Origin of the sequence: Exiguobacterium qingdaonense (assembly GCF_018617855.1) — a bacterium.
GTDB lineage: Bacteria > Bacillota > Bacilli > Exiguobacteriales > Exiguobacteriaceae > Exiguobacterium > Exiguobacterium qingdaonense.
Genome location: NZ_JACSKY010000004.1, coordinates 110,813 through 137,304, shown reverse-complemented (window position 1 = coordinate 137,304; position 26,492 = coordinate 110,813). Strand labels below are relative to the sequence as shown.

The following is a 26,492-nucleotide window of genomic DNA, read 5'->3' as shown; positions in this document are numbered from 1 at the left end:
TGACCGACCCCGTGAAGGGTCGGTCATTTTACCTATTGTCATCCACCAATAATCACGATACGATATATTCAAATACACGTTTGAATGATTAGGGGGATGATGATGACGGCACGAGAAACGATACCCGTATCTGGAATTACATGTGCGAACTGTGCGGCTAAAATTGAACGAGAGGTCACCATGCGGGAAGAAGTGTCTTCTTGCCGGGTTGATTTTACGACGAGCCGAATGATTATTGAGTGGGAGAGCTCCTCGAACCGAGAGACGATGCTTGAATCGATTGAACAAACGATGAGGCGTGTCGAGCCGGGGGCGAAGTTTGATAAACGAGATGGCGACCAAACTGAAGGACGTGACGTGACGCTTTGGAGATTTTTGGCGGCCGCACTCATGTTTTCGATTGCCCTTTGGACGGATTCAATTGCAGGTTTTGTCGTGGCATACGGGGTTGCCGGGTACGACGTCATATACGGCGCCGTAAGAAATATATGGCATCGGGAATGGTTTGACGAAAAATTTTTGATGACGATTGCGACAATCGGGGCATTCGCCATTTCTGAGTATCCGGAAGCAGTAGCAGTGATGCTTTTTTATCAACTCGGAGAATACGTTCAAGGCCGGGCGGTACGCGCTTCCCGAAGATCGATTCAGTCCTTGTTGAATATGAAGCCTACCCGCGCACGTGTGCTAGAAGACGGCGACGAAGTCGAACGCTCGCCAGAAGAAGTGTCAATCGGGTCGCATCTCGTCATTCGTTCAGGTGAACTTGTCCCGATGGACGGTACTGTGGTGAGCGGTGCGAGCTCCCTTGATACCGCATCGTTAACAGGTGAGTCAATTCCTAGACAAGTAAGTGCGGGTGAAGACGTGTTAGCAGGGATGGTCAATATGGAAGGAAGACTCATCGTTCAAACGACAAGGCTTGCTGCCGAATCAAGCTTACAAAAGATGATTGCCCTCGTAGAAGAGGCGAACGGAAAGAAAGCGAAAACAGAACAGATGATTACACGATTGGCAAAAGTGTATACGCCCGTCGTCGTGGTTTTAGCCACAATCGTCGCATTCGTTCCTCCATTGTTCGTAGGGGATTTAGAAGAGTGGGTTTATCGGGCATTGATCTTTCTCGTCATTAGTTGTCCGTGTGCACTCGTCATCTCGATTCCATTAGGTTATTTTGGTGGGATTGGCGCGGGTTCTAAGCGAGGAATTCTCGTAAAAGGTGGCGAGTATTTAGACACGTTAACGGAAGTAGATACGATTGTCTTCGATAAAACAGGAACGTTGACGACGGGACGATTTGAAGTGACGGATGTAATGACGACAGAAGGGATTAGTGCCGAACAGCTATTACATCTTGCTGCCCGTGTCGAGTTGGCATCCAACCACCCACTTGCAATCGCCATCGTTGATCGAGTCGGTGAGGTAATAGCTTTCGACTCGATTCAAGAGGAGCCTGGATATGGTCTCTATGCGCACGATCAAGATGACCATATATATGTCGGGAGTGCGCGTTATATGAGAAAGTTAGGTTTAACGATTGAGGATTCATCGGTCGGTACGAGCGTCCACGTGATGAAGAATGACTCTTGGCTTGGTCGAATCGAATTGATGGACACGGTGAAGTCTGATGCAATCACTGCTATTGACGCGCTGAAGGGCTCCGGAATTCGGACGGTGATGCTATCCGGGGACCGTCGTCAAGTCGCGACAAAAATTGGTGAGCAACTCGGCTTGGACGAAGTGCGAGGAGAACTGCTTCCACATGAGAAAGTGGAAGCCATTGAACGGATGACCATCTCTCAAAAAGTCGCTTTTGTGGGGGATGGGATGAATGATGCGGCAGCTTTGGCACGGGCAAATGTCGGTCTTGTCATGGGGGGAGTCGGAAGCGATTCGGCTGTCACGGCAGCGGACGTTGTCTTGATGCACGACGCCCCGACGGATGTGGTCCGGGCCATCGAACTCGGGAAACAGACGAAACGGATTGTCTGGCAAAACATCCTCTTTGCTTTTGGGACGAAAGCACTTGTCTTACTATTAGGTTTGTTCGGTATTGCCACCATGTGGGAAGCAGTCTTCGCGGATGTAGGTGTGGCCCTTCTCGCCATTGCGAATGCGACGAGGTTGCTTCGGATGACTTCATGAGAAAGAAGTGTTTCAGATTCAAGTCTGAGACACTTCTTTTTTGATGGGATCGCTTTTGATTCGCGCCAATAAAAAAATCAAAATGACAATGATGGCGAGAAGCAAAAAAGTGATGGTGAAGAGAGCTTGAGTCAAGACGGACATTTGGTTCTCTACGGCAGTCAACTCTTTATGGACATCTTTATATTGCATTTGTTTGAGGGAGCGTAAATCTTCAAGAATGGTCTGCCGTTGTTCGGTCATCGTCTCTGCGACGTTGGTCGCTTTTGCTAGGTCGCCTTCTTCATAGATGACAAGTACGCGGTCGGCTTCCTTCTCCCAGATGGCGTCCCGTTCAAGTAGGTCGAGGACGGAACTTGGTGTGCTCGGTTCGGTGATGACGGACTGTTTCAGCTCACTGGATTGTTGAGACAAGCTATAGTACATTTCTAAAAAATGTCGATCATCGTAGGCGAGTAATCCGCGAATCGCGTTGGCTCGTTCGACGTTATAGTACATGATATTCTCGATTGCTTCGTAAGAGTCGAGTTGCTCTCCTTGTATGATTTCTAGACGCTCATTCGTTTCTTGTAATTGGAAAATAAAAACACCGATGATTAAGATCGATAAAACGGATAGGCTAATCCATAATAAAATCCACTTTCGTTGTGACATTGTGCCCCTCCTCTCTCCTACATCGTACATGATTTCGTAACAAACGACAGAAAATATTTTTTTAAAAAAGGAAAAAACGGGGAAATGTATAATCAGTTAATGTAGTGTCTCTTTACTAGAGAGGACAATTAGATGCATAAGGAGAGTCAATATGTCAGACAACTCATCGTTACACAAACTGTACCAAGTTTTACAAGACAAGCGTACAAATCTTACTTATGAGATTCCGAGCCTATGGAATCGAATGCGTTTCACGTCCGAATCGGTTCGGGATGGGGTCGAGCGTGTCAATCCATATGATTTTTTGTTAGAAACGATTGAAAAAACGATTTTTCCATATGCGACAAAAAACCGAGATTACCGTACATCCATCGCGCTTGCAGATGGACACTTGCAAACGGGCGGTGATTGGATCAAACGGGCATCTGTCTATTCGATGCAAGTTCGGACATCGACCTCTTGGGACCACGATGGGTCTGGCTACGTTGAGATGGAAAATTCGTTAGGGATGAAAGACACGGGTACTTTCGTAAAGACGCTCGCGCTCATCCCACACCTTCTCTACATGGGGATTGATACATTGTTTCTCTTACCGATTTCTCAACACAGTCACAAGAATAAAAAAGGGGAGTTCGGCTCGCCCTATGCCGTTCAGGACTTCTTTGCAATCGACGAAGAGTTGAAGGAAACATTGACTGGAGACGCGATGACGGTCGAACAAGAGTTTGCCGCATTTGTAGAAGCCTGTCACATGGTAGGGATCCGTGTTGTCATCGATGTCATCCCTCGTACGTGTGCTCGAGATAACCGTCTCATCCTTGAAAACCCGGAATGGTTTTATTGGATTCCATTGACAGAGGTCGACCATTATCATCCGCCACATGTGCCCGGAATCGGAGAAAACGTTAAACCAGAACTTGCCTTCTTGCCGATGGTGTACAATTCAGAGGATGTGTGGCAACATTTACGACGTTTCTCGATGTCACCGAATTTGATTGATGCCGAGAAATGGAATCGTCTCCGTGAAGTTTTGTTGGAACGACCGGAAGAAAACGTATTGGCAATGATTGAACGGGAGTTCGGATTGACAACCGCGCCTGCTTTTTCAGACTGTATCAACGACCCGCAGCCTCCATGGTCGGACGTGACATACTTTAGACTCTTCTTAGACCACCCACTTGCAGCGGCACCTTATGTCAATGATGCAAACGTTGCACCTTATATTTTATTTGATTCAATTAAATCCAATCAATTCCGAGGAAATGAAATCAATGAACCACTTTGGGAGATGCTCGCCGATATCATCCCGCACTATCAGCGTGAATTTGGTATTGATGGAGCACGTATTGACATGGGGCATGCCCTTCCCGTCGATTTGGCACAACGAATTTTGGAACAACCACGTTCAATTGACCCGAACTTCAGCTTCATTGCCGAAGAGTTGATTGAGGCAGGTGCTTGGGCGGCCAAAGATGCCGGTTATAACATGATTATCGGATACGGGTTCTATAAAGAACCGCGATTCCAGACGCATGAAACCCATCAATTTTTATATGACTCACGCTTTTTACCTCTTCCTGTATTTGCTTCAGGGGAGACAGCTGACACCCGTCGTCTCGCTACGCGGGAAGGTGGGCGACAAGCGAGCCGATTGCTGACGGTGCTGAACGGATTTATGCCGAACGGCGTACCGATGACGAACTCAGGGCTCGAACTGTATGAGACACAGCCGATGAACACTGGACTCGACTGTCGTCCGGACGAAGCGTATCAGCTCTTCCCGACGGATCCATATTTCGGCAAGCTCGCCTTCTTTGATGCATATCAGTTCCATTGGGATCATCCGGAGAGGGATGAGATGATTGAAGTGATGCATCAAGTGGCTGAAATACGGCGGCGATGGTTAGATGTACTTGTTGACCCGAATCATTTTGAGCCACTCATCTTAAATGAACCGTTCGCACCGTTCGTCGGTTTCGCCTGGTTACGTCCGGAAACGAATGATACGTTACTCGTCGTGGCAAACACGAACATGATGGAGTCATTGCGAGGGGTCGTTTCCCTTGATGGGGTGAGACGCCGAAACTGGAACGCGAGCCGATTCGCCGAGATGGTGTATTCACCAAACTCGTGGCCATACGCCGAGCACTCGTTTGATGACAACTGGAATCTCGTGGTCGACCTGAAACCTGGTGAAGTCAAAGTATATGAGATGAAATGAAAGACGCCTTGGACCGAAAATGGTTCAAGGCGTCTGTTTCATGTAGTAGATCAGAAACTCGTCAAGCGGCATCGGTTTCGCATAGCGATAACCTTGCATAGAATCACATCCGATTTTGCGAAGAAACGTTTCCTGATACTCTGTTTCGACCCCTTCAGCGACGAGGGCCATACCGAGTTGTCGTGCCATCGCTACAATTGTCGTCGTGACCATTTGATATTCTCGGTTTTCTTCGAGTTGCATCGTGAACTCACGAGGTATTTTTAGCTCATCGATTGGATAACGAACGAGATAGGCGAGTGAACTATAACCTGTACCAAAATCATCAATCGATAGCTTGATGCCGAGTGACTTCAATTCTAAAATCCGATTCAAGACACGGTCTGAGTGGTGCGCGGCCACAGTTTCTGTCAATTCAAAATTGAGCCGAGACGGATCGATGGGGAATCGTTCGAACAATGTATTTAAGTAATCAATCAAATGCTCGTCAAACAATTGACGTACAGACAAATTGACCGATAGTTTCGGTAGGTGAATCTCTCCTTGTTCGAATACGTGAATCAACTGGAACGTCTCGTGAATCATCCACCGACCTAAATCATGAATGTGCCCAGTTTCTTCGGCAATCGGAATGAATTGGCTCGGTGGAATGAACGTACCGTTATGTTGCCAGCGCATAAGGGCTTCTGCACCGATGACTGCCTTTGTAGAGGCGTCGACTTGAGGCTGTAGGAAGAGGGAGATTTCCCCTCTCTCAAGTGCGGTTTCGAGTCCTTCCATCAACACTTTGCGCTCTTCCTTGTCCTCTCTCAGCTCGGGGTCGAACATGACCGTCTCATCACGACCGTTGTCTTTCGCGCGATACATGGCCAAATCCGCATTCGAGAGCAGATGTTTCAGTTTTCGTCCATGCTCTGGGAAGCGCACGATCCCAATCGAGGCATGCACTTCGACGAGCGTCCCGGCCATATAGTATGGCGGGCGATAGACGAGTCGTCGCAATCGTTCCGTCAACATTTCGTCATCCCCGTGCTCAGCGACGACAATAAACTCATCACCACCGAGTCGTCCCGCATATTCGTTTGGAAGGAGGGCAGTGCGAAGACGCTTTCCAATATGTTGCAGGAGTTGGTCTCCCATATGGTGACCGAACTGGTCGTTGATTTCTTTGAACCCATCTAAGTCGGAGAACATCAACGTGAACGTACGCCCTTCCTCGATTAAGCGTTCAATCTCTTCTTGAAGTGCGTAACGATTATGAAGACCCGTCAAACTATCAAACTTGGCCTGATACAAAATCTGCTCTTGCTGTTCAATCATCTGTGTGATGTCTTTGGCAATCGCATAAATTCCTTCGACCTCTCCGTCGATAATCATCGGGACGTTCACGAGTTGCCATACACGTGTTTCTCCTTCGTCGGTCAAGACGCACACATCAATCGTTCGTGGTCGTCCATTCGTCAACTCTTGAAGAATGCGCGTATAAGGCGCTCGGTCCTTCGGCTCGATAATATCAAGGATGTTCGACCCGAGTAACTTATCGGATGTTAGTCCTAAAATCGAGCTACCTGCCTCGTTGACAGATAGCACTTCGCCATGTAGGTCGAATAAAAAAATCGGCTCTGAGTGATAGGCGAAAAGTGAACGGTATTGTTGTTCGCGAATCTCAAGCTCATGTGCCTTGGTTGACACGGCAACCTCTAGATCTGTGTTGACTGTATGCAATCGATGACTGATGAGGGCGTTCTGCTTGGAGACGACGAATTGACGAATCAACAATAGAAGTACGGCGTTCGCAATCATCGAATCTAACACAGACGTCCCGAGAAGACGGTCTGATGCGAGTAAAAAGAGCATCACGACAAAGCTATATAGCACGTAATCTACAATCGAATCATAGACGAGGGCATCTTCCGATGAATCATCGACCCAATAGCTAATTGAGATCGTGAGGATACTGCTCACTTGAACCAAATGGATCAAATCATGTGTGATGCCTGAAAACGAAAATAATGCGTTTGTGATTGAGGCAATGGTGAAACCAAGTATACCGACGAGCAAGAGGATGCGAAAGTGTTGACCGACCGATACGACTCGATTCAAGTAAAGGAATCCGAGCATCATGTAGAGGCTGATGAGTAACATTTGCTCCTCAAAGCCGCTCAACTGGGAAACGAGTGATACATCCTGTGTCGAGTAAAACCAAATATGTAATCCGCCGATGACGAGGAAACTAAACAAAGCGAATAAATCGAACGTACGTAACTTTAATGTACGAATTTCAATCGATTGAGTGATAACGACCAAAGACATAACCAAATAAAAGAAATTCTGTAAAAACAATAACGACTGTGTGTTCGATCCAGGAGAATAATCATGCATCAGTAAATAAAGGACGAAGCACACGTTTCCTGCACTGATTAGAACATGAATAAAACGTCGCATCCCTCTATATGTAAAAACAGCTATTCCACTGAATAAAATTGCCGCTCCCGAGATGACGAGATAATAGATGAGTAACGTCATATCTCGTAAATCATGAGGTGTCAAAAATAAAAGTAAAAGTCCGGTAGAAAAGGTTCCGATGAGAATCGCCGGAACGTATTGGCGCAACGAGTGAATAGGCAACTCATCCACCTCCTTCTTTATGTATATAGGGCTCTTATCTATTATCGGAACAGGTGGACAAAAATTACACAAAAAAATCGACAACAATCTATATTGTTGTCGAAAATTTTAGATTTACAGTGTATAGGAGTGCTCTTTGAAGTTCCCGACGATTGAATCGATTTCAGATACAGTGACAAAGGCCTCAGAATCAATTTCAGAGACGATTTGACGGAGTCGTGGAATCTCATTATTTTGTACGACGACATATAGCATTTTTTTCGAATCGTTCGAATATCCGCCTGTCGCATCCATGATGGTGACTCCTCGTTTCAAGTTCTGCTTGATGACCAAGTTAATTTCGTCTGCTTTTTGGCAAATGATGAAACATTGCTTTTGTGCGGAGAAGAACTTATGAATCGTCAGCAAGGTTCGCGATCTTACGAAACTGAGTACGAGGGCGTACATGACAGCTTTGATGTCAAAGACGATAAACACCATCACATAAACGATAATGTCCTGAGTAAGAAAGATTTTAGGTAATGATAAGTTTTGATTGTTTAAATAGATGACTTTTCCCAATATATCGAGCCCCCCTGTGGATGCTCCCGCAAAAAGAAGGAGCGCAAGTCCTAGACCCGATACAATCCCACTGAATACAGAAGCGACGAGCGGGTCATCGAGTGGGGTCGGAGGGACGAGGACGGGTAGGCTATCAATAAGAATCGATGAAAGTACGACGACTATCCCTGTCATTAAAATAAAACGTCTTCCTAAATATTTCAGACCGAGAAGGAAGAGTGGGATGTTGAGCACAAGTTGGGTCATCCCGATCGGTGTACCGAGCAGTTCGTTGAATATCAAGGTGATTCCGACGATTCCACCTGAACCGATTTCATTTGGTTTTAACAGTAAACTGACAAAGACCGACTGAAGGATTGTCCCGGCAATGATGAACAACACCGTTTCAAGGGCAACCCGTTTACGAGATTTTGCATACATAGATGATGGCTAGGCCAGACGCCTCCTTTTAGTAAGTCTTTTGCAAGCGTACTGCTACTTTCATGTCATTTCAAGTCTTACAATTCATTATGGAATCGGTCGATATCGCTCGCTAATTGTTCGTGTACGTAGTCGATGACTTGGGCGTCGTCGAAAAGTCCGAGCGGCACATCATCTGGAATCGCATCAAACGGAGAGACGAAGTAAAGAATGGCCGCAACGAGTTCTTTTTGTTTGTCGGGCTGCATCTCGAACTGTCCATTATAAAGAGCTCGCAACATGTTCAACATTTGCTTCATCTGGAAATAGAGCGTCAGTTCTTCTTCACGCTCAATGTTACTGATTTCATTAGAAGCCACATCGACTGTGACTTTTGCGAGTGCACGTTCACCTTGAACGAGCAAGTCGCCAAGTTGTTCTCGATCGTGGATATCTTCTTTCGCTTGATTTAAAAAGTGTGTGTATGTTGTTTTCCAATCTGCCATGTGTATTCCTCCTTCATTCTTCATCTATTAATATGCCCGTTTTTGCGCATCGGTTGCAACTTTTCCTGAAATTTAAGAAAATAAAGATATCTGAAAAGGAGGAACGATACATATGTCTATGATTTCTATGCCGACAGAGGCAGATTTCGCTCGCTATGCAGAATTAGCGGTGAAAAAAGGTGTAAACATTCAACCTGGGCAACAATTAGAGGTACGAGCTGACATCAGTCAGGCACCACTCGTACGTCACGTGGTGAAAGCTGCGTATGCAGCAGGGGCGAAGCAAGTATTCGTCAACTGGAGTGATGAAGAAACAGGGAAAATCCGTTATTTCAATGCACCGGCGGATTCGTTTAAAGAGTTTCCGGACTGGTTAAAGGCTCGCTTCGAGCAATTGGCTGAAGAGAAGACGGCATTCTTGTCAATCGTCAGCGACGACCCGGATGCATTGAATGGTGTGGAATCGTCACGCATCTCGGATGCGAACCGCGCGGCAGGGCAAGCGCTCGCCAAGTGGCGTCAGTACGTGATGAGCGACAACGTGAGTTGGTCAATCGTTGCGGGTGCGTCAAAGGCATGGGCACAGAAAGTATTCCCAGAGCGTGAAGATGCGGTCGCTGCGTTATGGCAGGCTATTTTTGCTGCAACGCGTATGGACCAAGAAGATGTCGTTTCGGCGTGGGATCAGCACGACCAATCACTTCGGAGCCGTGCAAAGCTGTTGACTGAGAAGAAGTATGCGAAGTTGCACTATAAAGCACCGGGTACAGAGCTTACAATCGGACTTCCGAAAAAACATGTCTTCCTCGGTGGTGGCGGTCCGAACGCCGATGGAGTCGACTTTATCGCGAACATGCCGACGGAAGAGGTCTTCACGCTCGCAGACAAGGACTCTGTCGAAGGTCATGTATCAAGCACGAAACCACTCAGCTATAGCGGCAACTTGATTGACGAGTTCACCCTTTGGTTTGAAGGTGGAAAAGTCGTCAAGGCAGAAGCGAAAAAAGGTCAGGCCGCTCTTGATGAACTCTTAAACATGGATGAGGGAGCACGTCGTATCGGGGAAGTGGCACTCGTTCCAGATGATTCTCCGATTTCAAACTCGGGACTCCTCTTCTACAACACATTGTTCGATGAAAATGCATCTTGTCACTTGGCGCTCGGTCGTGCGTACTCGACGTGTCTCGAAGGTGGTCCTTCGATGTCACAAGAAGAACTCGCGGCAAACGGGGCGAATGATTCGATGACACACGTTGACTTCATGATCGGGTCGGCGGAAATGAATATTGATGGAGAACAGGAAGACGGCACGCGCGAAGCGATCATGCGTGATGGAAACTGGGTCATCTAAGTGAAAGAGCGAATTCTGGTCCCGGAATTCGCTCTTTTCATGTGAGGTCGTATAAATAACGAAGAACATGTGGCAACCGGCGTCGCCAAGCCGATTCATGATGAATCGCATCAGGCTCGACCTCATATCGGAAGGCGATGCCGCTTTGAGCGATCACTTCGACGAGTTTTGCGTTCGTGAACAAATAGTCGTTTGCCGTGATGGGTCCACTTTTTTCCTCTGTCCCGATGTCCATATACAGTTTGCCAGTGAAGGTAGCCTGTTTGATTTCTCGGATCAATGGATCGAGATTTGCCCATGCCGCAGTCGAGAGAGAACCGACTCGTCGGATGGACGGGTAGGTCGCCATCATATATAAAGAGATGACACCACCCATCGAGCTACCGATCACTCCGACATCCTCTGGATCAGTCACGTATGCCGTGTCGATTGTTGGTTTTAACTCATACATGAGCCAATCTGTATATGTACGACCTTGACCACCGAGGGACGGACGGGTTTTTGCTAGTTCGGGTCCGATGCGACGATACAGCATCTCGTCTTCATGATACGAATATTCATCGTAGCGATCTAACCAATTCGGGGCACTCGAGATGGCGACGACCATGAGCGGGAGTCGCAACGTATCGATCCATCGGTCAATTTCCCAGCCTTCTCCATGTTCCGTCGCATTTCCAGAGAACGCATGTTGTCCGTCATGCATGTATAAGACAGGGAGTGGGGTATGGGTATCGACCCAGTCTGGTCGGAACACGCGCACGATCCGTTTTAGTCCGCTCGATTTCTCCGTCGGAATCGACACATTCAATTGATCAATCATCTATGATCAGCTCCTTTTGTCTTTATTTTGCGGAATGGTCGGAGAAAAGACAATCATCACATTTGACTACCTACCGTTCGTTAGTTAAACTGTGTGGTGAGGAGAGTGAATGACGTGAATACAAAAGAGAAGATTATGCAGTCCGCCCGTACACGCTTTGCGTATGAAGGTTATGAAGGGGTGTCGCTTGCGGCAATAGCTGAAGACGTAGGCATACGAAAAGCATCTTTGTACGCTCATATCGATGGGAAAGAGCAACTGTTTAAGCAAGTCGTGACGGACATGGCGAGTCGTTATGAAGAAGTATGGCAGAGAACCTGTGACGATACGGTCGGTCGACCACCTTTGGAACGGATTGAGTCGATTGTTCATACACTCACGTCATTCTTTAACAATCAAGAGACGTGGATGTTGACGAAGCGGATGTTGCTCGTGCCGCCCCCGGAATTTCGAGAGTATATCGAGGAAGTCATCGGGACGGTCGAATCAAAGCTAAAACAGTTTGAACAAGAACAGTTCCGCCTCGCAATCGAGCACGGCGATTTACCGGATCAACCACTCGAAGACCTCTATGCCGCATATTACTGTTTTTTAGACGGTGCCTTGTTATCATTATTTACATTTGAAGAGAATCGGAATATGAGACAGGAAGCCGCGTTCCGAATTTTTAAGAAAGGAGTGGGCTGGAATGAGTAGGGAGAAGATGGCATGGTTCTCACTCCTCGGCGCAGGAGTGCTTGAAATCGTTTGGGCGACGACGATGAAATTGTCCGAAGGATTCACTATACTTGGTCCGACAATCTGGACGATTATTTTATTGATACTCAGTTTTGGATTGTTGGCTAAAGCGTTCAGGGTTTTGCCTGCTGGTACAGGCTACGCCGTTTTTACAGGGATTGGTGCGGTCGGGACGGTATTTGTTGGTGCATTTTTATTCGACGAGGGGCTTACGGGTTGGAAACTAATACTTGTGACGACGTTGATTGTCGGCATCGTCGGATTGAAACAAGTGACAGGAGGTGAAGAGGCGTGAGTTGGATGTATTTGATCGGTGCAGGAATTGCCGAAATGACAGCTGTGTTTTTCATGGGGAAGTCGAAAGGATACCAACTATTGAAGTGGTCGATTTTATCGGTATTGTCGTTTGCCCTCAGTTTTTATTGGCTATCGAAGTCGCTTGAAGTCATTCCACTCAGTCTCGCCTATTCGATCTGGGTCGGTATCGGGGCAGCTGGTGGTGTCATATTAGGAATGCTCTATTTGAATGAGTCGAAAAGTCGTTGGCGCATCTTTTATTTGACGTTGATTATCGGCAGTGTCGTCGGATTAAAAGTTGTAGCATAAAGGATTGAAGTAGCTTGAAAACGGGAATTGAATAATTCAGGTTATGTGATGGGAGAAAGGGGCGGAAAACGATGCATCTTGTCGAGTTGCAATCCGAACGTTTGCGGTTTGAACCGTATACGATTTCTGATTTTTATTTTGTTAAATCGCTTCTCCAAGATCCTCGAGTGATGCGCTTCATCAGTCCGGACGGGAGACCGTATACAGATGAACAGACAATCGAATGGTTCGAGCGTCAATTGGCCCGCTATAAGACGGGGCGCCAAACAGGTCTATTGAAGCTCATGACGTTTGATAGTGATGAGCCGATTGGTCACGCAGGTACGCTACTTCATGAACTGGACGGCAAAATCGAGTTGGAAGTCGGCTACTGGCTATCACCGAAACATTGGCATATGGGTTATGGTCGAGAGGCGGCCGCACGCTTGATGCAATATGCATTTACTGAGGGTGAAAAGGAAATCATTTCGCTCATTCACCCGGACAATGTTCCATCCCAGCGTGTCGCGAAAGCGAACGGACTTCACTGGGAACGGGACACATTGTATCAAAATATGCTCGTTTGCGTTTATGCAGGCGATTTGGAGCGTTTATGCCGACATATTGACCATCAACAAATGACTCGATGAAAAAAGTTCAAAAAAAATAAAAAAGATGTTGCCAACTCAATAGTTTCTTGATATATTAATAGTGTCCTTAAGAGAGGACACGACCTGATTCTGTAGCTCAGCTGGGAGAGCGCTACCTTGACAGGGTAGAGGTCGCTGGTTCGAGCCCAGTCAGAATCACTTGGGTGCCAAACCCTCGAGAAACCCACCGGAACATGGGTTTCCGCGAAGCCACTTCTTGCGAGAAGTGGCTCTTTTTTTTGTGCGTTGACAATGAACGGAACCAATTGGTATATTTCTTTCAATACATAAGAGGGGGGATTCGACATGGTGCTAACGGGAACCCTCGTCAATGCTACGCTGATTGTCATCGGGTCATTGTTAGGTCTCTTGTTTCACCGCATTCCGGAGCGTATGAAGGAGACGGTGACGGCAGCGATCGGCCTTGCGGTCATCTTGCTTGGGATTCAGATGGGACTGAAGAGTGAGAATTTTTTGATTGTGATCGGGAGTCTTGTGCTGGGATCTGCGCTCGGGGAGTGGTGGAAGCTAGATGAACTACTGAATGGAATCGGTTATCGGATTGAGCGACGTCTTGGTAGCCAATCGAGTGTGGCGGAAGGATTTGTGACGGCGACGCTCATTTTTGTCATCGGTGCGATGGCGATTATTGGCGCACTTGATAGTGGATTGCGGGGCGATCATGATGTGTTGTATACGAAGGGCTTGATTGATGGATTTACCGCTCTCGTGTTGAGTTCAACGCTTGGAATCGGTGTCATGTTTTCAGCCGTTCCGGTGCTCGTCTATCAAGGCGGGATTGCCCTTCTCGCCATTCAAATCATGAAATTCATCCCGGAGTCGCTCATGGACAGCTTTATTTTAGAAATGACGGCGACCGGTGGTGTGATGATTGTGGCGATTGGCTTGAATTTGATCGGAATCACGAAAATTCGCGTGGCCAACTTATTACCCGGCATACTAGTGGTAGGCCTGATTGTGTCTGTCATACATACGATTACATAAAAATGGACAGAAGCGAGTGAGTCGCTTCTGTCCATTTTTATGGTTTCTCGATTGTTTCGTGGTCTTCTTTGGCACTTTCACGTAAAGCTGAAGCCATGACATCGGCGAGATTACGTTCACGAAGCACGCCGACTCCACGGTCAGTCGGTCCACCTGGAGCGGCCACGTCGGCGATCAGTTCATTTGTCTCACGTGTTTCATGAGACAACAACTCGGCAGAACCTTTCATCGCCTGGGCGACGATTTGACGAGCCGTCGCTTCGTCGTATCCGACATCCGTCAAAACGGGCGTCATCGCACCAACGATTTCATAGAAGAAGGCTGGACTGCATCCTGCGGCGGCCATGAAGGGTGACATCGTCTTCGCATCCGTGATGGCTGTCCGACCGACCCGCTCAAAGAGCTCGGTCGCTTTCAATCGGTCGGCCTCATCTGTTTCGGGACCGAACCATAGTCCAGTCATCCCGCTCCGGTATGCGACAGGCGTGTTTGGCATGGCACATACGGCTGGAAGCCCTGAAGCCTCTTCTAATTGGCTCGGTTCGATATGTGCGGCGACCGATACGAGTAGTGGGGTCTTCCATTCTTTTGATTCTACATATGGAATGACGCCATCTGGTTGCATCGCGAGTACAACGATATCATAGTCGTTGACGTTCTCGTTCTCAACGATCTGAACGCCGAGTTCATCTTGTAGGAAGAGCAAGCGTTCCCGGTCACTTCGGTTTGTCATTGTGATTTGTGTCGGTTTGACCCCTGAGTCGATCCACCCGCGAACGAGCGCCTCACTCATCGATCCTGCACCGACCATTAGTAATTGATTCATCATCCGTCACCTCTTCTTTTCGATTCGGTCAATAGTTATGTTGACTATCATAACAAACATGCACTCGAATATCTCTCATCTTGCTCATTTGAAATGAGAGTGAAAACGATTTGACATAGGAATCGACGAACATGACAAACGATTCAAATCGCGCTATGATGGCATTAATTTATATGAATGAGGAGAAATCGTGTGAAACGTGTACTAGTTAAAGGGATTCGAGGATATCAACGTTTTCTCTCACCATTGAAGCCACCGACCTGTCGATTTTATCCGACTTGTTCACATTACGGAATTGAAGCGATTGAAAAGCATGGGGCGGTCAAAGGGAGCTATTTAACCGCACGCCGGCTCATGCGGTGTCAACCGTTTCATCCAGGTGGACTTGATTATGTGCCGGATACATTTGATTGGAAGGCGCCTTTGCAACGAGAGAAACCTGAGTCACAGCGAGACGATTGATTTCGTCTCGCTGTTTCAATGACAGAAGCTACATGAAAGCTTTGTTTTAGTACAATACTTTTGCATTGTTCTAAGTATTCTGAAAAAATGAAGGTGTACACTACTTTTCGGGGGAAGGGGATACATCATTATGAAGCAATCATTTAGTGAATGGGTGAGCACAGCATCCAACTTCGTATGGGGACCACCGCTTTTGATCTTGCTTGTGGGGACAGGCATTTACTTGACGGTTCGTCTAGGTGGGATTCAAATCACGAAGTTACCGTATGCGCTGAAACTGGCGTTTTCAAAAAGACAAGATCAATCTTCTAAAGGGGATATCAGTCATTTCCAAGCGCTCATGACGGCTCTTGCGGCGACCGTCGGTACGGGGAATATCGTCGGGGTGTCGACGGCCGTCGTATTAGGGGGACCCGGTGCCATCGTATGGATGTGGGTGTCTGGGTTCTTTGGGATGGCAACGAAGTATGCGGAAGCAGTGCTTGCCGTCAAATACCGGGTGACTGATGAACGTGGTCAAATGGCTGGTGGACCGATGTATTATTTGGAACGAGGATTGAATCAACGATGGTTGGCGGTTGCCTTTGCGGCGTTCGCCTCGATCGCGGCTTTCGGTATTGGAAACGGGGTCCAGACGAACTCGGTCGCATTGGCGCTTAAAACGACTTTTGATGTACCGCTATACATATCAGGTATTCTCATGATGACCTTTACGGGTGCGGTCATCCTCGGAGGCGTTCGTTCAATCGGTAAGGTAGTCAGTTACTTCGTTCCTGTGATGATTGTTTTTTATTTGGGTAGCGGATTGTTGATTATGGCAATGAACTATACGCTCATTCCAGATGCATTCGCGCTCATCTTTAGCAGTACCTTTAGTGCGGAGGCGATTGGTGGCGGTGCGATTGGGGCAGCCATTCGCTACGGTGTCGCACGAGGCGTCTTCTCGAACGAAGCGGGACTCGGCTCTGCTCCGATTGCAGCGGCGGCTGCGAAAACGGATATGCCGGGACGCCAAGCGCTCGTCTCGATGACGCAAGTCTTTTTGGATACGCTCGTCGTCTGTTCGGTAACCGGTTTGACGCTCGTCATGGGTGGTCAAATTGGAACGGGTCTAGAAGGAGTCGAACTGACTTCGGCTACGTTCGAGTTGTTCCTTGGCCCGATTGGTGGATATATCGTCACGATTGGCCTTGTCTTATTTGCCTATTCGACCGTACTCGGCTGGTCGTACTATGGAGAGCGCTCGATCCATTACTTGTTCGGACGAAAGTCAATCGTTCCATATCGTATTGCGTTTGTCCTTGTTGCCGGACTCGGTGCCATGACGACCAACTTAAACTTGGTTTGGGCACTATCTGACGTATTCAACGGTTTGATGGCGATCCCGAACTTGATTGGTCTCTTGTTCTTGTCAGGTGTCGTCATTGCAGAGACGAAGCGATTCAATCAACAGCTTGAAATTGAAAGTCGAAAAGTGTCTTAAACAAATCGACGCCATCCTCATGAATCAGAGGGGGGCGTCTTTTGTTTTGCTTCTAGTTCATCGATTCTTGCTTTTTGTAAGTGGTCAAACACTCGTGTAATGAATCCGACCATAATTCCGACGCCGGTGATCACATATCCAATCGTAAAAATTTTCCCTATGTCGGTCTGTGGAGCGAAATCACCATACCCGATTGTAGTTAACGTAATGACGCTGAAATAGAGAGCGTCCAACCAGCGTAACGATTCGAATTGGGCGTAGAAGAGTGTGCCAGAGAGAACGGTGAGAAGGGCGAGGCTAAATAGAACTTGGAACTCGGGGTCACGAAGACCACGCCAAATTCCTCGTATGATTCGACGCAACGTCAATAAAAACGGTAACATATCAATCACTCCCTCCTTTCGATATTAGGTTTGTTCGCTAACGACACGGGAACATCCTTTATAGTTCGAAAAAATTGAAAGGGTGAGTTGGATGGGGAAAGTCATACCGAAGCAAGAAGGACTCGACCATAGTGTCGATTTTTTACGGGAAGGATATCTGTTCGTCGCGAATCGTCGCAAAAGTTTTAAATCCGATATCTTTGAGACACGCTTGCTTGGGGAGCGTGTGATTTGCCTTGGAGGCGAAGAGGCGGCAGAAGTGTTCTATGATTCAGATAAATTCATGCGTCAGAATGCTGCACCGAAACGTCTCCTTAAGACATTATTTGGAGAAGAAGGGGTCCAGACATTAGACGGTGCGGAACATACGCATCGAAAACACATGTTCATGTCATTGATGACAAAAGAAAACATAGACCGATTGCTTCGATTGACACATCGTGAATGGAACCGGATTGAACGAATGGAAGAGGAGATCGTCTTATACGACGTAGCACAACAAGTGTTGATGAAGGCTGTATGTGAATGGGCGGGAGTTCCGCTCGCGCCAGAAGAAATTCGAAAACGTACAGAAGAGATGAGATTGTTATTTGAATCGGGTACGTCTCTTGGTCCGACTTATATACAAGGGCGAAAAGCGAGATCCTCGGCCGAATCCTGGATTCGTCAAATGGTAAAAGAAGTGCGGTCGAAACGATTATTGCCGAACGAACACACAGCGCTTTACGAGTTTTCGTGGCATCGGGATGAATCTGGAAGATTATTGTCTGAAGAGGTAGTGGCGGTCGAAGTATTAAACATTTTACGCCCGACTGTCGCAATCTCGGTGTATGTCCTCTTTACCGTTCTGGCTTTGCATCAGTTCCCGAATGTAAGAGAGCAGGTAAAGCGGGGAGAGGTCTCGAAAAAAGAGTTTGTTCAGGAAGTGAGACGATATTATCCGTTCTTCCCTGTCGCAGCAGCTCGAGTCAAATCAGATTTTGAATGGAACGGCTATGCATTTTCAGAAGGAACGTTGACGCTTTTGGACTTGTATGGCACAAATCATGACGCTACCATTTGGATGGAGCCCGACCGGTTTGACCCCTCCCGTTTCGATGATTGGAATGAAAGTCCATTCAATTTTATTCCGCAAGGCGGTGGGGATGTAGACTTTGGACACCGATGTGCAGGTGAACACGTGACTATTGCAATTCTTGCACAAGTCATCGAATTGTTTACAAAGGAGTACTCTTATACAGTCCCTCCTCAAGATTTGAGCTACAGTTTTGTAGACATGCCGAGTCTGCCGAAAAGTAAATTACGATTGAATCATCTAACTCGAACCTAATTCAACTCGCCTACTATTATCGAGTAGGCGAGTTGAATTTACTTGGTTTGTAGATTGAGCCGCTCTGAAATCGGGCGAATGGTGACAGATGAATCAATCATCCGATTATCTCGTTTCGGTTCATCCGTGCTTTCGATTTGCCAATCGGTGTCATGTAGCTCTTTCAATCCAACAGCGATGTTGTAAAGAGAATAGCTCGTGTTGCCGTTTAGTTGATAAATACCCGGTCCTCGTTTTGTCAAAATCTCGAATAGGGCGTCCGCTGTGTCCTCCAAAAATGAACAGGATGGATACCAGTGTTCACTGACTTGAATCACGCCATGTTGCTTCATTTCGTTTGTGAAAAAGTCCATCATGTTATTTGACCCGGCCTCATGACCAATCTGCCAACCGAGACGGACAATCTGGGCGCCTGGATTGACACGGGCGATTGCCTGTTCACAATCACGCTTGTACTTTCCATAGTCGTCTTCAGCATCCGGTACCGTGTCCGGCGAGATGGGTCCGGTCACATCGTCTGAAAAGATGGAGACGGTGCTCGTGAATAGGAACGGGATGCTCATCTCCCCGCATAAACGAGCAAGTGTTTCGGCCCATTCCACCGCACCCATGCCAATATGTAAAAAATAGTCCGGATGAATCTGTTCGATAAATTGACGCATTTCTACTTCATCAGTTGTCGATACTTGTTCGCGATTCCAAGCGATTGCCTCAATCTCATGTCGTTTGAGCGTTTCGGCGACGATTGGTGCGACTGTACCGTTCATTCCTGTAATAATGGCTTTCATATATGTTCTCCCCTTTCACTCTATATGATGCCACAAATAGGCATAGACAAACAATCGATGTGTCGGACTATGCTAGACTGGGTGATGGAGGGATCAAGAATGGTTATTCGACAAGCGACAAGACAGGATTGTAATCAGATTGCGCCACTCATGTACCAAGCGATTCACGAGATTGCGTACACGTTGACAGCGTCAACGAATACGACTGAGGTGTTGGAGCGGCTCGCGATGTGGGTAGAACGACCGCAAAATCGCTTAAGCTATGAAAACATATGGGTGGCTGATGTGGAAAGTGATGTGGCAGGGATGATCCTGTCGTATCGAGGAGATGAAGCGGAAGCGCTCGATCGTCCGATTCAGGAGTGGTTGAAGACGCAGGGAAGTGATGGAAAGTTGGATGTAGAGACAAACGGGAACGTCCAATACATCGACTCGATTGCAGTTGCGGAGTCGTTTGGAGGTCGCGGAATTGGGACGAAGTTAATCGAACATGTTTGTCTCGTTGCAGAAGAGCGTGGTGTACCCGACGTCACATTGAATGTGGACCAAGAAAATCCTGCAGCACATCGCTTATACACACGTCTCGGATTTCGTAAGGAAAAAGAAATCAACATTTCTGGAGCGAGATTTGACTATATGAAAAAAGAGATTGCTCCGACTCCTTTCTCAGTCTAAAAGCGGATGCGCAAACTTCTTTTCTCGACTATACTAAGTGCTTGAGGAAAGATCTATGCAAAGGAGATATGTTATGGAGTGGAAGAATATTTGGCGTGGGATGGCCATGGGAACGAGTGATTTAATTCCCGGTGTTAGCGGTGGGACCATCGCGGTCATTTTAGGCATTTACGATCAACTCATCGAAGCGATTAGCGGCGTGTTTAGCCGATATTGGAAGAAATATATTGGGTTTTTGATTCCGCTTGCGATTGGAATGGGAACGGCCATTATCGCACTAAGTCGAATGATCGAATACTTACTGCTTGAGTATTATGCACCGACACAATTTTTCTTCATCGGATTGATTTTAGGGATCATTCCGCTACTTTTTGTAGAATTTACATCGCGATCCTCGATCCGTCCGGTTCATGTCATCGCTACGACCGTCGCAATCATCCTCGTGGCGAGTATGGCGTTCCTCAATCCGGTCGATACGTCAGTCATCACGGATGTGACGCTTGGAACTGCGCTTTTACTATTCTTGTCGGGATGGTTAGGAAGTATGGCCATGTTGCTCCCGGGTATTAGCGGTTCATTCGTCTTATTGCTGATCGGGGTTTATCCGACGGTCATCAGTGCCATCTCGAACTTTAACTTGTTGATTATTGGAATCGTCGGAGCGGGAGTCGCGTTTGGTTTCATTGTAAGTAGTAAAGTCATTCGTTACTTGTTGGCGAACTTCCCGGGAATGACGTTCTCAATCATTATCGGCTTGGTGATTGGGTCGCTTGCTGTCGTATTTCCAGGAATCCCGACTTCAGGACTGATGTGGGCGCTCAGTCTCATCGCTTTCGTCCTAGGGGTCGTTGCCGTTCGGCTACTCAGCAAATATTCTGTGTGAATGGAAAAGGAGTTCGGGAAAATACCCGGACTCCTTTTAATATATGAATGGAAACAAGCGCTTACGTGATTTCGACCAAGAACGGTAAGACTGACCAAAGTGGCGAATGAGCATACCTTCCTCAATCCGAATCCGATATAGCAATGCGAGAGAGGTTAGCATAGAACCGAACAGCGCGACACCCCAGTGGAGGAGATATAGTGAGAATCCTAACGTAATCAATAATAATCCGGTGTACAATGGATGTCGCAAATAGCGGTAAGGACCAGAGCTGACCAGCTCATCTTCAGGTCGAACAACGACATGGCGAGTGAATTGGTGTCGAAGATGGATAATTCCCCAATAGCGTAATGACACGCCGGCTATGTAGAACGTGAGACCGATTATTCGTTGGATCACCGGGGGCTTCGTCTCAATAAGGACAGAGGAGGCAAGAGACAGGATAAAAACGCCGATCATTGTCGACGCTACGAAATAAAAACTTTTTCGTTCAATCGTCCCATCTGAAACCTCTTTTCGATTTCGGAACTTCCACGTCTCGATTAGCCAAAAGCAGGACGCAACAATTAATATGAGATCCATCCACTCCATAACGAACATCCTCCCTTTTGATTCATCTTACATTACCCGACCTTCGAGCAAGAAAAACCACAGAAGTGTACACGAACCAGAAATGGTTTGTAAAAACGAATAGAACAATGTATCATCTAATGAGAATGATTATCATTTTTAAGTGACCGGGAAGGAAGGGTATGAAGATGAATGAAGAACAGTTCGATGTGACGATTATCGGTGGGGGACCGGCCGGGTTATATGCGGCTTTTTATAGCGGTTTACGAGGAATGAAGACGAAGATTATTGAATTTCAACCTTTTTTAGGTGGGAAAGTACACGTATATCCGGAAAAGATGGTCTGGGACGTAGGAGGATTGCCGCCAACGACAGGGGCGAAGCTGATTGAACAACTCGTTCAGCAAGGACTCACGTTTTCTCCGACAGTCGTGCTTGGGGAAAAAGTGGAGTCGATGTCAAAACGTGAAGACGGTTTATTCAACGTGGAGACGACGACGGGTCATCACGTTTCTAAAACCATGATCGTGGCGACGGGAAGCGGGATATTGAAGCCTCAAAAAATTGAAATCAGTGGAGCGGAGCGGTTCGAACTGTCCAACTTGCATTATACCGTCAAGTCGCTTGCACGTTTCAAAGGAAAACGAGTACTCATTTCAGGTGGAGGGAACAGTGCTGTTGACTGGGCGAACGCACTCGAACCAATCGCAGAAGAAGTCATCCTGACTTACCGTAAAGAAGAACTGACTGGACATGAGGCGCAGGTTGAGAAAGTGAAACAGAGTCGGGTTGACTGTCGTCCGCAATCAAAAGTGACAGATTTAATCTCGCACGATGGGAAATCGATTCAACAAGTGTCACTGACGTGTGTCGAGACAGGTGATACGAGTCTGATTGTTGTTGACGAAGTGGTCATCAATCACGGATATGAACGAGATTCGGATTTACTTCATCATAGTGAGCTGAAAGTGGAACTGGTTGATGGGTTTTATGTGAAAGGAAGCTCGAGTAGCGAGTCATCCGTACCTGGACTATATGCAGCAGGTGATATTCTGACGCATGAAGGGAAAGTGCATTTAATCGCGGGAGCGTTTCAGGATGCGGCGAATGCCGTGAATCGGGCAAAAACGTATATCGACCCGAATGCGAATGCGACAGCAATGGTGTCTTCTCACAACGAGCGTTTTACTGAAAAAAATCGTCAAATCATAGAAGAGAGCATGATGAAGCAGTAAGAGGGACACTCTTACTGCTTTTGAATAGGGTAATCGCAAAGTTCGGTGATGACGCCTCCTGAATGGCGTGGGTCCATATAAATTAATCGACGGCCTTTTGAGGTCGTACGGAGCGTGTCTTCTAAGAACGTGATGCCGTTCTGTTTGTGGGTGGCGATGGCGATATCCAAGTCATCAACGCGGTAAGCGATGTGGTGAACTCCCTTTCCACGGGCTTTCATAAAGCGCGCGATCGGACTCGTGTTACTCGTCGGACGTAGCAACTCGATGACGTCTTCTCCGATATGAATGACGGCCAATTCGGTTTCGACACCGACCGCACTGTTCGTATAGCGGTCTATGAGTTCCCCACCTAATACGGTCGTATAAAAAGCGATCGCCTCGTCTAAATCTCGAACGGCGATTCCTGTATGATCAATTTGCATGTACATTCCTCCTCACTCTTCAGTTTGCCTAAAGTTGAACAAAATGTCACTTCACAACGTTTCGTGCATATCCGATATAATAAAAGAGGGAGGGACAGCGAAATGAACGGAAAAATCACAATCGGTTTGGTGGGTACATTTGCCCTAGTATCATTTGTGTTTGGACTCTCGCTTGCGACGTTTGTCGACTACCGCATCAATGAAGAGCAGGTTGTACTCGAACGGTTAACTACGCATAAACAAATCGGTCCGACGGAGTTGTTGTCTACCGAGGTCGATTTTCATTTGAATGGGTCGAATTATGCGATTCGTTTTAAAGATGAGCCAAATATCACGTATTGGTTCAATGTCGTCGATCGCGAAATCAAATTTGATCGGATTGAATCGCTTGATTTAAGAGACAAAGGACTTCGGACCGTTTTGTTTGAAGGAATGCCGCCCTTGGCGATGGAGTCGACAACTGCTGCAGAATAAAAGACGTCGAAAGAACAACTTTTTCTTGTTGAGAAAGAGTTGATTTGCTCGACGTCTTTTATAATTTATAAATAGTTCGGAATCGGTGGAACACGTTTCACGTACGTATGATGCCTCACATCAGAAACTTGTGCGCCGTGTTGTCGAAGCGTATAGGACAAGTCAGGTTGCAAGCTCGTCGTGTAGATGTGAGCCTCTTTGATATATCGGAACGTATGGAAAAATTTTTGTTGAAGAAATGAAATGGCTTCTCTTGAAAAAGATTCGTCACACTCTAAATGAACCTCTTGGATGTACACACGATACATATGTAATCTTACTTTCATGACCCCGACCGGTTGCCGACACCAATTCAACATATAAAACAATGTTTGTTGTCCCAGTTCACTTACGAACTGGCGGTCTGTCATCGGATGGGCCTCTGGGAGGATGTGGCTATGTGTATTTCGAAATGTGAGCCATTCCCCCCTTCTTGAGTAATCGATCAGTTCGAGCGTCCAATAGGCATGTGATTTCTTTTTGCAAGGTATGAAAGGTAAATGATATACATTCGTTTGATGGAATAATTGAAATCCGGATGCATCATATAGACGAAGTTTATCTTGATTATAATAGTCGTGTTCTTGAAGGTAGTAGGTGATCGTATGTTTCGTTTCTCGGCTTCGTTCATGAATGAGCCGGTCGAGGAGCCCACGGAAGACATGGCGGTCGTTATACGTTGCCTTGGATAGTTGTATGACGTGAAACATTTCAAGTTGTTCGTCATTTGCGACGATGGAGGCTAATGGGAGATCTCGGTTTAATGCGACGTATACATGGAGGTGAGATGGAAGGGAGAGGAGCAAGGGTGCCTTGCTCAAAGGATATAACGATTGAATTGAAATGCGTTCGTGCACCGGCAATTGCCTGCATTCTACAAAGCGTAGCGCTCGTTTCACTCAGAATCCTTCTTTCATTATTAGATGTTGATACAATTAAATTGTAAGCGCCATCATGATAAATGTTGTATGGCGTTCTCATGACAACTGATTGAAATAAATATCAAGGATCCGAAAAAATGAGATGTGTAAAATAGATTAAATGCATTCAATCTGTTAAACCTTGTTTCTCTTGATCGATAATGTGTGAGATTCGTCAAATATCGTCCGCACTGAACGAGTGGGACATGCTATACTTATTCACAATGAAACTACAGAGTAGGGATATGTAATGAAATTCATTTATCAAATAATATTAGCTTCTTTGTTTTGGACGGTCGTCCCTTCTACAACGTTAGCTGATGTAGAGCCCGTGGTTATTCACGAGAATATCATCGTGGAAGAGAGTCAAGAGGTCCACGAGGGGTTTCAATCACCGAACGAAATGGTATATGTGTTCGTTTTAATTGTATTGTTGTCGGTCATCGGACTCGGGATTATAAATACAATCGAATAACGTGAAAACGTTCACAAAAATGCAATAAGTGCAATGGCAGCGGTTACAGACGTTCGCTTATACTTGTACATGTAGGAAGAAAGTTCTGCACCAACTTTCTGTCCTCCTTTTCAAATGAACACCCCTCGTTCATATCATGTATTGGAGTCAATCGATGTCATCGATTGACTCCCTTTTTTTTACAATCGAATTCGCTTCTCTTTCGCTAGTCGTTTTAATCGTTTCGTCTCATCTGCATGTCCGTGACTTTCTAAGAAGTCGACGTATACCCGAAACGGTTCGGAACGATGAGAGAAAAACGGGATATATTCTGAAAACAGCTTCTGTTCTGCTTCAATTAATTTTCCTTCGGCAACGAGGAGTCGGAGTTCTAGCATTTTGAGAGCTTGATAGTTTTCGAGTGCGGAATCTTCCGTCTGGGACTTCTCTAACATGCGTTCGCACAGTTTCTGGATACGGGAATGAAGGATGTTGCGTGTGGTGGCGTGACTCTGTTCAATGGGCAACGTTGAAAGCAAGTCAATTCTCGTAGAATCGACGTCTTTTGGTACGTGTAGGGTGGTGTATAAGGCGCGGTCAATCCAAACCGTGTCAACCGGGGCATCTAACTGGTAGTAATGAATGAGTTTTTGGAGCATGGTGACTTGTGATATTTTCAATAGGCGAAACGGGTCGCTTGTCGAAAATAAAGGTTCTTCCCCAGCCGATGTAGACAGAAGATAAAACATTTCTTCATACATCGTACGAGCTTCTATATAGTCTTCTGCATAGTGGGTTAAATCACGAATGATTTTTTTAGCGTGGATATACCAATTTTTTTGGTCACGTTCCGACATCACTTGATTCGGGCGGACGTATAGGTGGTCGTATGCTGAGTCGACAAACCTTTCAGCCAATGTGATGGTCTGTGAGAGCGAATGTCGCTCTTCAGAACTCTTTTTTTCTTTATAGCGCGTGAACTGGCTAATCATAAAATCAATGTCTTGATCATCAATCACTTCTTTTGGAGTATGACGATACATCTCGACGAGTAAATCGCGTAACGTCGCTTCGCCATACTGTTCCAACAACATGCGTAATTTCCCGATGCGCATCAGCTCTCCTCCTTTCATTCATCTCTTATGGTGAACTATATCTTTTTAGGCAGACACCAATTATTATTCCTTTCCCGCTTTTATTCCGAAACAATCATTTGGACTCATGCTTAAGACGGATTTTCTTAAGAATCGTTGTCAGATGAAGGCGCGTTCGGGATAATAGA

At 46.5% G+C, this 26,492-nt stretch carries 28 protein-coding genes and 1 tRNA gene; 17 read left to right on the top strand and 12 right to left on the bottom strand.

Going from position 1 to position 26,492, the window contains the following annotated elements; all coding sequences use genetic code 11:
* Positions 1 to 102 precede the first annotated feature (102 nt).
* Positions 103 to 2,145 carry a heavy metal translocating P-type ATPase gene (locus tag KNP00_RS07015; protein ID WP_215143556.1) on the top strand — a complete coding sequence of 681 codons (2,043 nt, stop codon included), beginning with the start codon at positions 103 to 105 and terminating at the stop codon, positions 2,143 to 2,145.
* Positions 2,146 to 2,163: 18 nt separating this feature from the next.
* Here KNP00_RS07015 and KNP00_RS07010 read toward each other — a convergent pair whose 3' ends face one another.
* Positions 2,164 to 2,799 carry a hypothetical protein gene (locus KNP00_RS07010; RefSeq protein WP_215143555.1) on the bottom strand — a complete coding sequence of 212 codons (636 nt, stop codon included), beginning with the start codon at positions 2,797 to 2,799 and terminating at the stop codon, positions 2,164 to 2,166.
* Positions 2,800 to 2,950: 151 nt separating this feature from the next.
* On the opposite strand from KNP00_RS07010, the gene KNP00_RS07005 reads away from it, so the two are divergent.
* A complete protein-coding gene (locus KNP00_RS07005) occupies positions 2,951 to 5,020 on the top strand; it encodes an alpha-amylase family protein (protein ID WP_215143554.1) in 2,070 nt (689 codons plus the stop codon).
* Positions 5,021 to 5,044: 24 nt separating this feature from the next.
* On the opposite strand, the gene KNP00_RS07000 is transcribed toward KNP00_RS07005, so the two are convergent.
* The 3 genes from KNP00_RS07000 to KNP00_RS06990 all read right to left on the bottom strand — a co-directional run bounded on the left by KNP00_RS07000 (position 5,045) and on the right by KNP00_RS06990 (position 9,114).
* Complete coding sequence (locus KNP00_RS07000) at positions 5,045 to 7,648, bottom strand: putative bifunctional diguanylate cyclase/phosphodiesterase (protein WP_215143553.1); 2,604 nt, start codon at positions 7,646 to 7,648, stop codon at positions 5,045 to 5,047.
* A gap of 114 nt (positions 7,649 to 7,762) precedes the next feature.
* Complete coding sequence (locus tag KNP00_RS06995) at positions 7,763 to 8,629, bottom strand: YitT family protein (RefSeq protein WP_215143551.1); 867 nt, start codon at positions 8,627 to 8,629, stop codon at positions 7,763 to 7,765.
* Positions 8,630 to 8,706: 77 nt separating this feature from the next.
* Positions 8,707 to 9,114: a YkvA family protein gene (locus KNP00_RS06990; protein ID WP_215143549.1), complete on the bottom strand. Its 408-nt coding sequence runs from the start codon at positions 9,112 to 9,114 to the stop codon at positions 8,707 to 8,709.
* 112 nt (positions 9,115 to 9,226) lie between these two features.
* On the opposite strand from KNP00_RS06990, the gene KNP00_RS06985 reads away from it, so the two are divergent.
* A complete protein-coding gene (locus KNP00_RS06985) occupies positions 9,227 to 10,465 on the top strand; it encodes an aminopeptidase (protein WP_215143548.1) in 1,239 nt (412 codons plus the stop codon).
* A gap of 37 nt (positions 10,466 to 10,502) precedes the next feature.
* Here the strand turns inward: KNP00_RS06985 and KNP00_RS06980 are convergent, their stop codons facing one another.
* Positions 10,503 to 11,285: an alpha/beta hydrolase gene (locus tag KNP00_RS06980; RefSeq protein WP_215143547.1), complete on the bottom strand. Its 783-nt coding sequence runs from the start codon at positions 11,283 to 11,285 to the stop codon at positions 10,503 to 10,505.
* A 114-nt stretch (positions 11,286 to 11,399) separates the two neighbouring features.
* On the opposite strand from KNP00_RS06980, the gene KNP00_RS06975 reads away from it, so the two are divergent.
* The 6 genes from KNP00_RS06975 (at position 11,400) to KNP00_RS06950 (ending at position 14,263) form a co-directional block, all read left to right on the top strand.
* Positions 11,400 to 11,981: a TetR/AcrR family transcriptional regulator gene (locus KNP00_RS06975; RefSeq protein WP_215143546.1), complete on the top strand. Its 582-nt coding sequence runs from the start codon at positions 11,400 to 11,402 to the stop codon at positions 11,979 to 11,981.
* A 7-nt stretch (positions 11,982 to 11,988) separates the two neighbouring features.
* Positions 11,989 to 12,318, top strand: coding sequence for a DMT family transporter (locus KNP00_RS06970; protein WP_240542773.1), 330 nt, complete (start codon positions 11,989 to 11,991; stop codon positions 12,316 to 12,318).
* A gap of 5 nt (positions 12,319 to 12,323) precedes the next feature.
* Positions 12,324 to 12,629, top strand: a complete 306-nt coding sequence (locus KNP00_RS06965; protein ID WP_240542772.1) for a DMT family transporter — start codon at positions 12,324 to 12,326, stop codon at positions 12,627 to 12,629.
* A gap of 71 nt (positions 12,630 to 12,700) precedes the next feature.
* Positions 12,701 to 13,258 (top strand): GNAT family N-acetyltransferase, encoded by a 558-nt coding sequence (locus tag KNP00_RS06960; protein WP_215143543.1) that lies wholly within the window; start codon positions 12,701 to 12,703, stop codon positions 13,256 to 13,258.
* A gap of 86 nt (positions 13,259 to 13,344) precedes the next feature.
* Positions 13,345 to 13,417 (top strand) — tRNA-Val (locus KNP00_RS06955).
* A 147-nt stretch (positions 13,418 to 13,564) separates the two neighbouring features.
* Positions 13,565 to 14,263 (top strand): DUF554 domain-containing protein, encoded by a 699-nt coding sequence (locus KNP00_RS06950; protein WP_215143541.1) that lies wholly within the window; start codon positions 13,565 to 13,567, stop codon positions 14,261 to 14,263.
* 37 nt (positions 14,264 to 14,300) lie between these two features.
* On the opposite strand, the gene KNP00_RS06945 is transcribed toward KNP00_RS06950, so the two are convergent.
* Positions 14,301 to 15,089, bottom strand: a complete 789-nt coding sequence (locus KNP00_RS06945; protein WP_240542762.1) for a pyrroline-5-carboxylate reductase family protein — start codon at positions 15,087 to 15,089, stop codon at positions 14,301 to 14,303.
* A 192-nt stretch (positions 15,090 to 15,281) separates the two neighbouring features.
* On the opposite strand from KNP00_RS06945, the gene yidD reads away from it, so the two are divergent.
* Positions 15,282 to 15,551 (top strand): membrane protein insertion efficiency factor YidD, encoded by a 270-nt coding sequence (gene yidD, locus KNP00_RS06940; protein WP_215143537.1) that lies wholly within the window; start codon positions 15,282 to 15,284, stop codon positions 15,549 to 15,551.
* A 130-nt stretch (positions 15,552 to 15,681) separates the two neighbouring features.
* Positions 15,682 to 17,034, top strand: a complete 1,353-nt coding sequence (locus KNP00_RS06935) for an alanine/glycine:cation symporter family protein (RefSeq protein WP_215143535.1) — start codon at positions 15,682 to 15,684, stop codon at positions 17,032 to 17,034.
* A 17-nt stretch (positions 17,035 to 17,051) separates the two neighbouring features.
* On the opposite strand, the gene KNP00_RS06930 is transcribed toward KNP00_RS06935, so the two are convergent.
* Complete coding sequence (locus KNP00_RS06930) at positions 17,052 to 17,417, bottom strand: potassium channel family protein (RefSeq protein WP_215143533.1); 366 nt, start codon at positions 17,415 to 17,417, stop codon at positions 17,052 to 17,054.
* Positions 17,418 to 17,508: 91 nt separating this feature from the next.
* Here KNP00_RS06930 and KNP00_RS06925 point away from each other — a divergent pair, with 91 nt between their 5' ends.
* The gene (locus KNP00_RS06925; RefSeq protein ID WP_215143531.1) at positions 17,509 to 18,747 is read left to right on the top strand and encodes a cytochrome P450; all 1,239 of its coding nucleotides are present in this window, start codon (positions 17,509 to 17,511) and stop codon (positions 18,745 to 18,747) included.
* 38 nt (positions 18,748 to 18,785) lie between these two features.
* Here KNP00_RS06925 and KNP00_RS06920 read toward each other — a convergent pair whose 3' ends face one another.
* Positions 18,786 to 19,535: a sugar nucleotide-binding protein gene (locus tag KNP00_RS06920; protein ID WP_215143529.1), complete on the bottom strand. Its 750-nt coding sequence runs from the start codon at positions 19,533 to 19,535 to the stop codon at positions 18,786 to 18,788.
* Between the two features lie 99 nt (positions 19,536 to 19,634).
* Here KNP00_RS06920 and KNP00_RS06915 point away from each other — a divergent pair, with 99 nt between their 5' ends.
* Both KNP00_RS06915 and KNP00_RS06910 read left to right on the top strand, forming a co-directional pair.
* A complete protein-coding gene (locus KNP00_RS06915) occupies positions 19,635 to 20,210 on the top strand; it encodes a GNAT family N-acetyltransferase (protein ID WP_215143527.1) in 576 nt (191 codons plus the stop codon).
* Positions 20,211 to 20,283: 73 nt separating this feature from the next.
* Positions 20,284 to 21,093, top strand: coding sequence for a DUF368 domain-containing protein (locus KNP00_RS06910; protein WP_215143525.1), 810 nt, complete (start codon positions 20,284 to 20,286; stop codon positions 21,091 to 21,093).
* Positions 21,094 to 21,129: 36 nt separating this feature from the next.
* On the opposite strand, the gene KNP00_RS06905 is transcribed toward KNP00_RS06910, so the two are convergent.
* Positions 21,130 to 21,684 (bottom strand): methyltransferase family protein, encoded by a 555-nt coding sequence (locus KNP00_RS06905; protein ID WP_215143523.1) that lies wholly within the window; start codon positions 21,682 to 21,684, stop codon positions 21,130 to 21,132.
* Between the two features lie 167 nt (positions 21,685 to 21,851).
* On the opposite strand from KNP00_RS06905, the gene KNP00_RS06900 reads away from it, so the two are divergent.
* The gene (locus tag KNP00_RS06900) at positions 21,852 to 22,898 is read left to right on the top strand and encodes an NAD(P)/FAD-dependent oxidoreductase (protein WP_215143667.1); all 1,047 of its coding nucleotides are present in this window, start codon (positions 21,852 to 21,854) and stop codon (positions 22,896 to 22,898) included.
* A gap of 11 nt (positions 22,899 to 22,909) precedes the next feature.
* On the opposite strand, the gene KNP00_RS06895 is transcribed toward KNP00_RS06900, so the two are convergent.
* Positions 22,910 to 23,329, bottom strand: coding sequence for a VOC family protein (locus KNP00_RS06895; protein WP_215143521.1), 420 nt, complete (start codon positions 23,327 to 23,329; stop codon positions 22,910 to 22,912).
* Between the two features lie 96 nt (positions 23,330 to 23,425).
* On the opposite strand from KNP00_RS06895, the gene KNP00_RS06890 reads away from it, so the two are divergent.
* Positions 23,426 to 23,797: a hypothetical protein gene (locus KNP00_RS06890; protein ID WP_215143519.1), complete on the top strand. Its 372-nt coding sequence runs from the start codon at positions 23,426 to 23,428 to the stop codon at positions 23,795 to 23,797.
* A 65-nt stretch (positions 23,798 to 23,862) separates the two neighbouring features.
* Here KNP00_RS06890 and KNP00_RS06885 read toward each other — a convergent pair whose 3' ends face one another.
* Complete coding sequence (locus tag KNP00_RS06885; RefSeq protein ID WP_215143516.1) at positions 23,863 to 24,735, bottom strand: hypothetical protein; 873 nt, start codon at positions 24,733 to 24,735, stop codon at positions 23,863 to 23,865.
* A 271-nt stretch (positions 24,736 to 25,006) separates the two neighbouring features.
* On the opposite strand from KNP00_RS06885, the gene KNP00_RS06880 reads away from it, so the two are divergent.
* Positions 25,007 to 25,231 (top strand): hypothetical protein, encoded by a 225-nt coding sequence (locus KNP00_RS06880; protein ID WP_215143514.1) that lies wholly within the window; start codon positions 25,007 to 25,009, stop codon positions 25,229 to 25,231.
* A 179-nt stretch (positions 25,232 to 25,410) separates the two neighbouring features.
* Here KNP00_RS06880 and KNP00_RS06875 read toward each other — a convergent pair whose 3' ends face one another.
* A complete protein-coding gene (locus KNP00_RS06875) occupies positions 25,411 to 26,325 on the bottom strand; it encodes a hypothetical protein (protein WP_215143512.1) in 915 nt (304 codons plus the stop codon).
* Positions 26,326 to 26,492 lie beyond the last annotated feature (167 nt).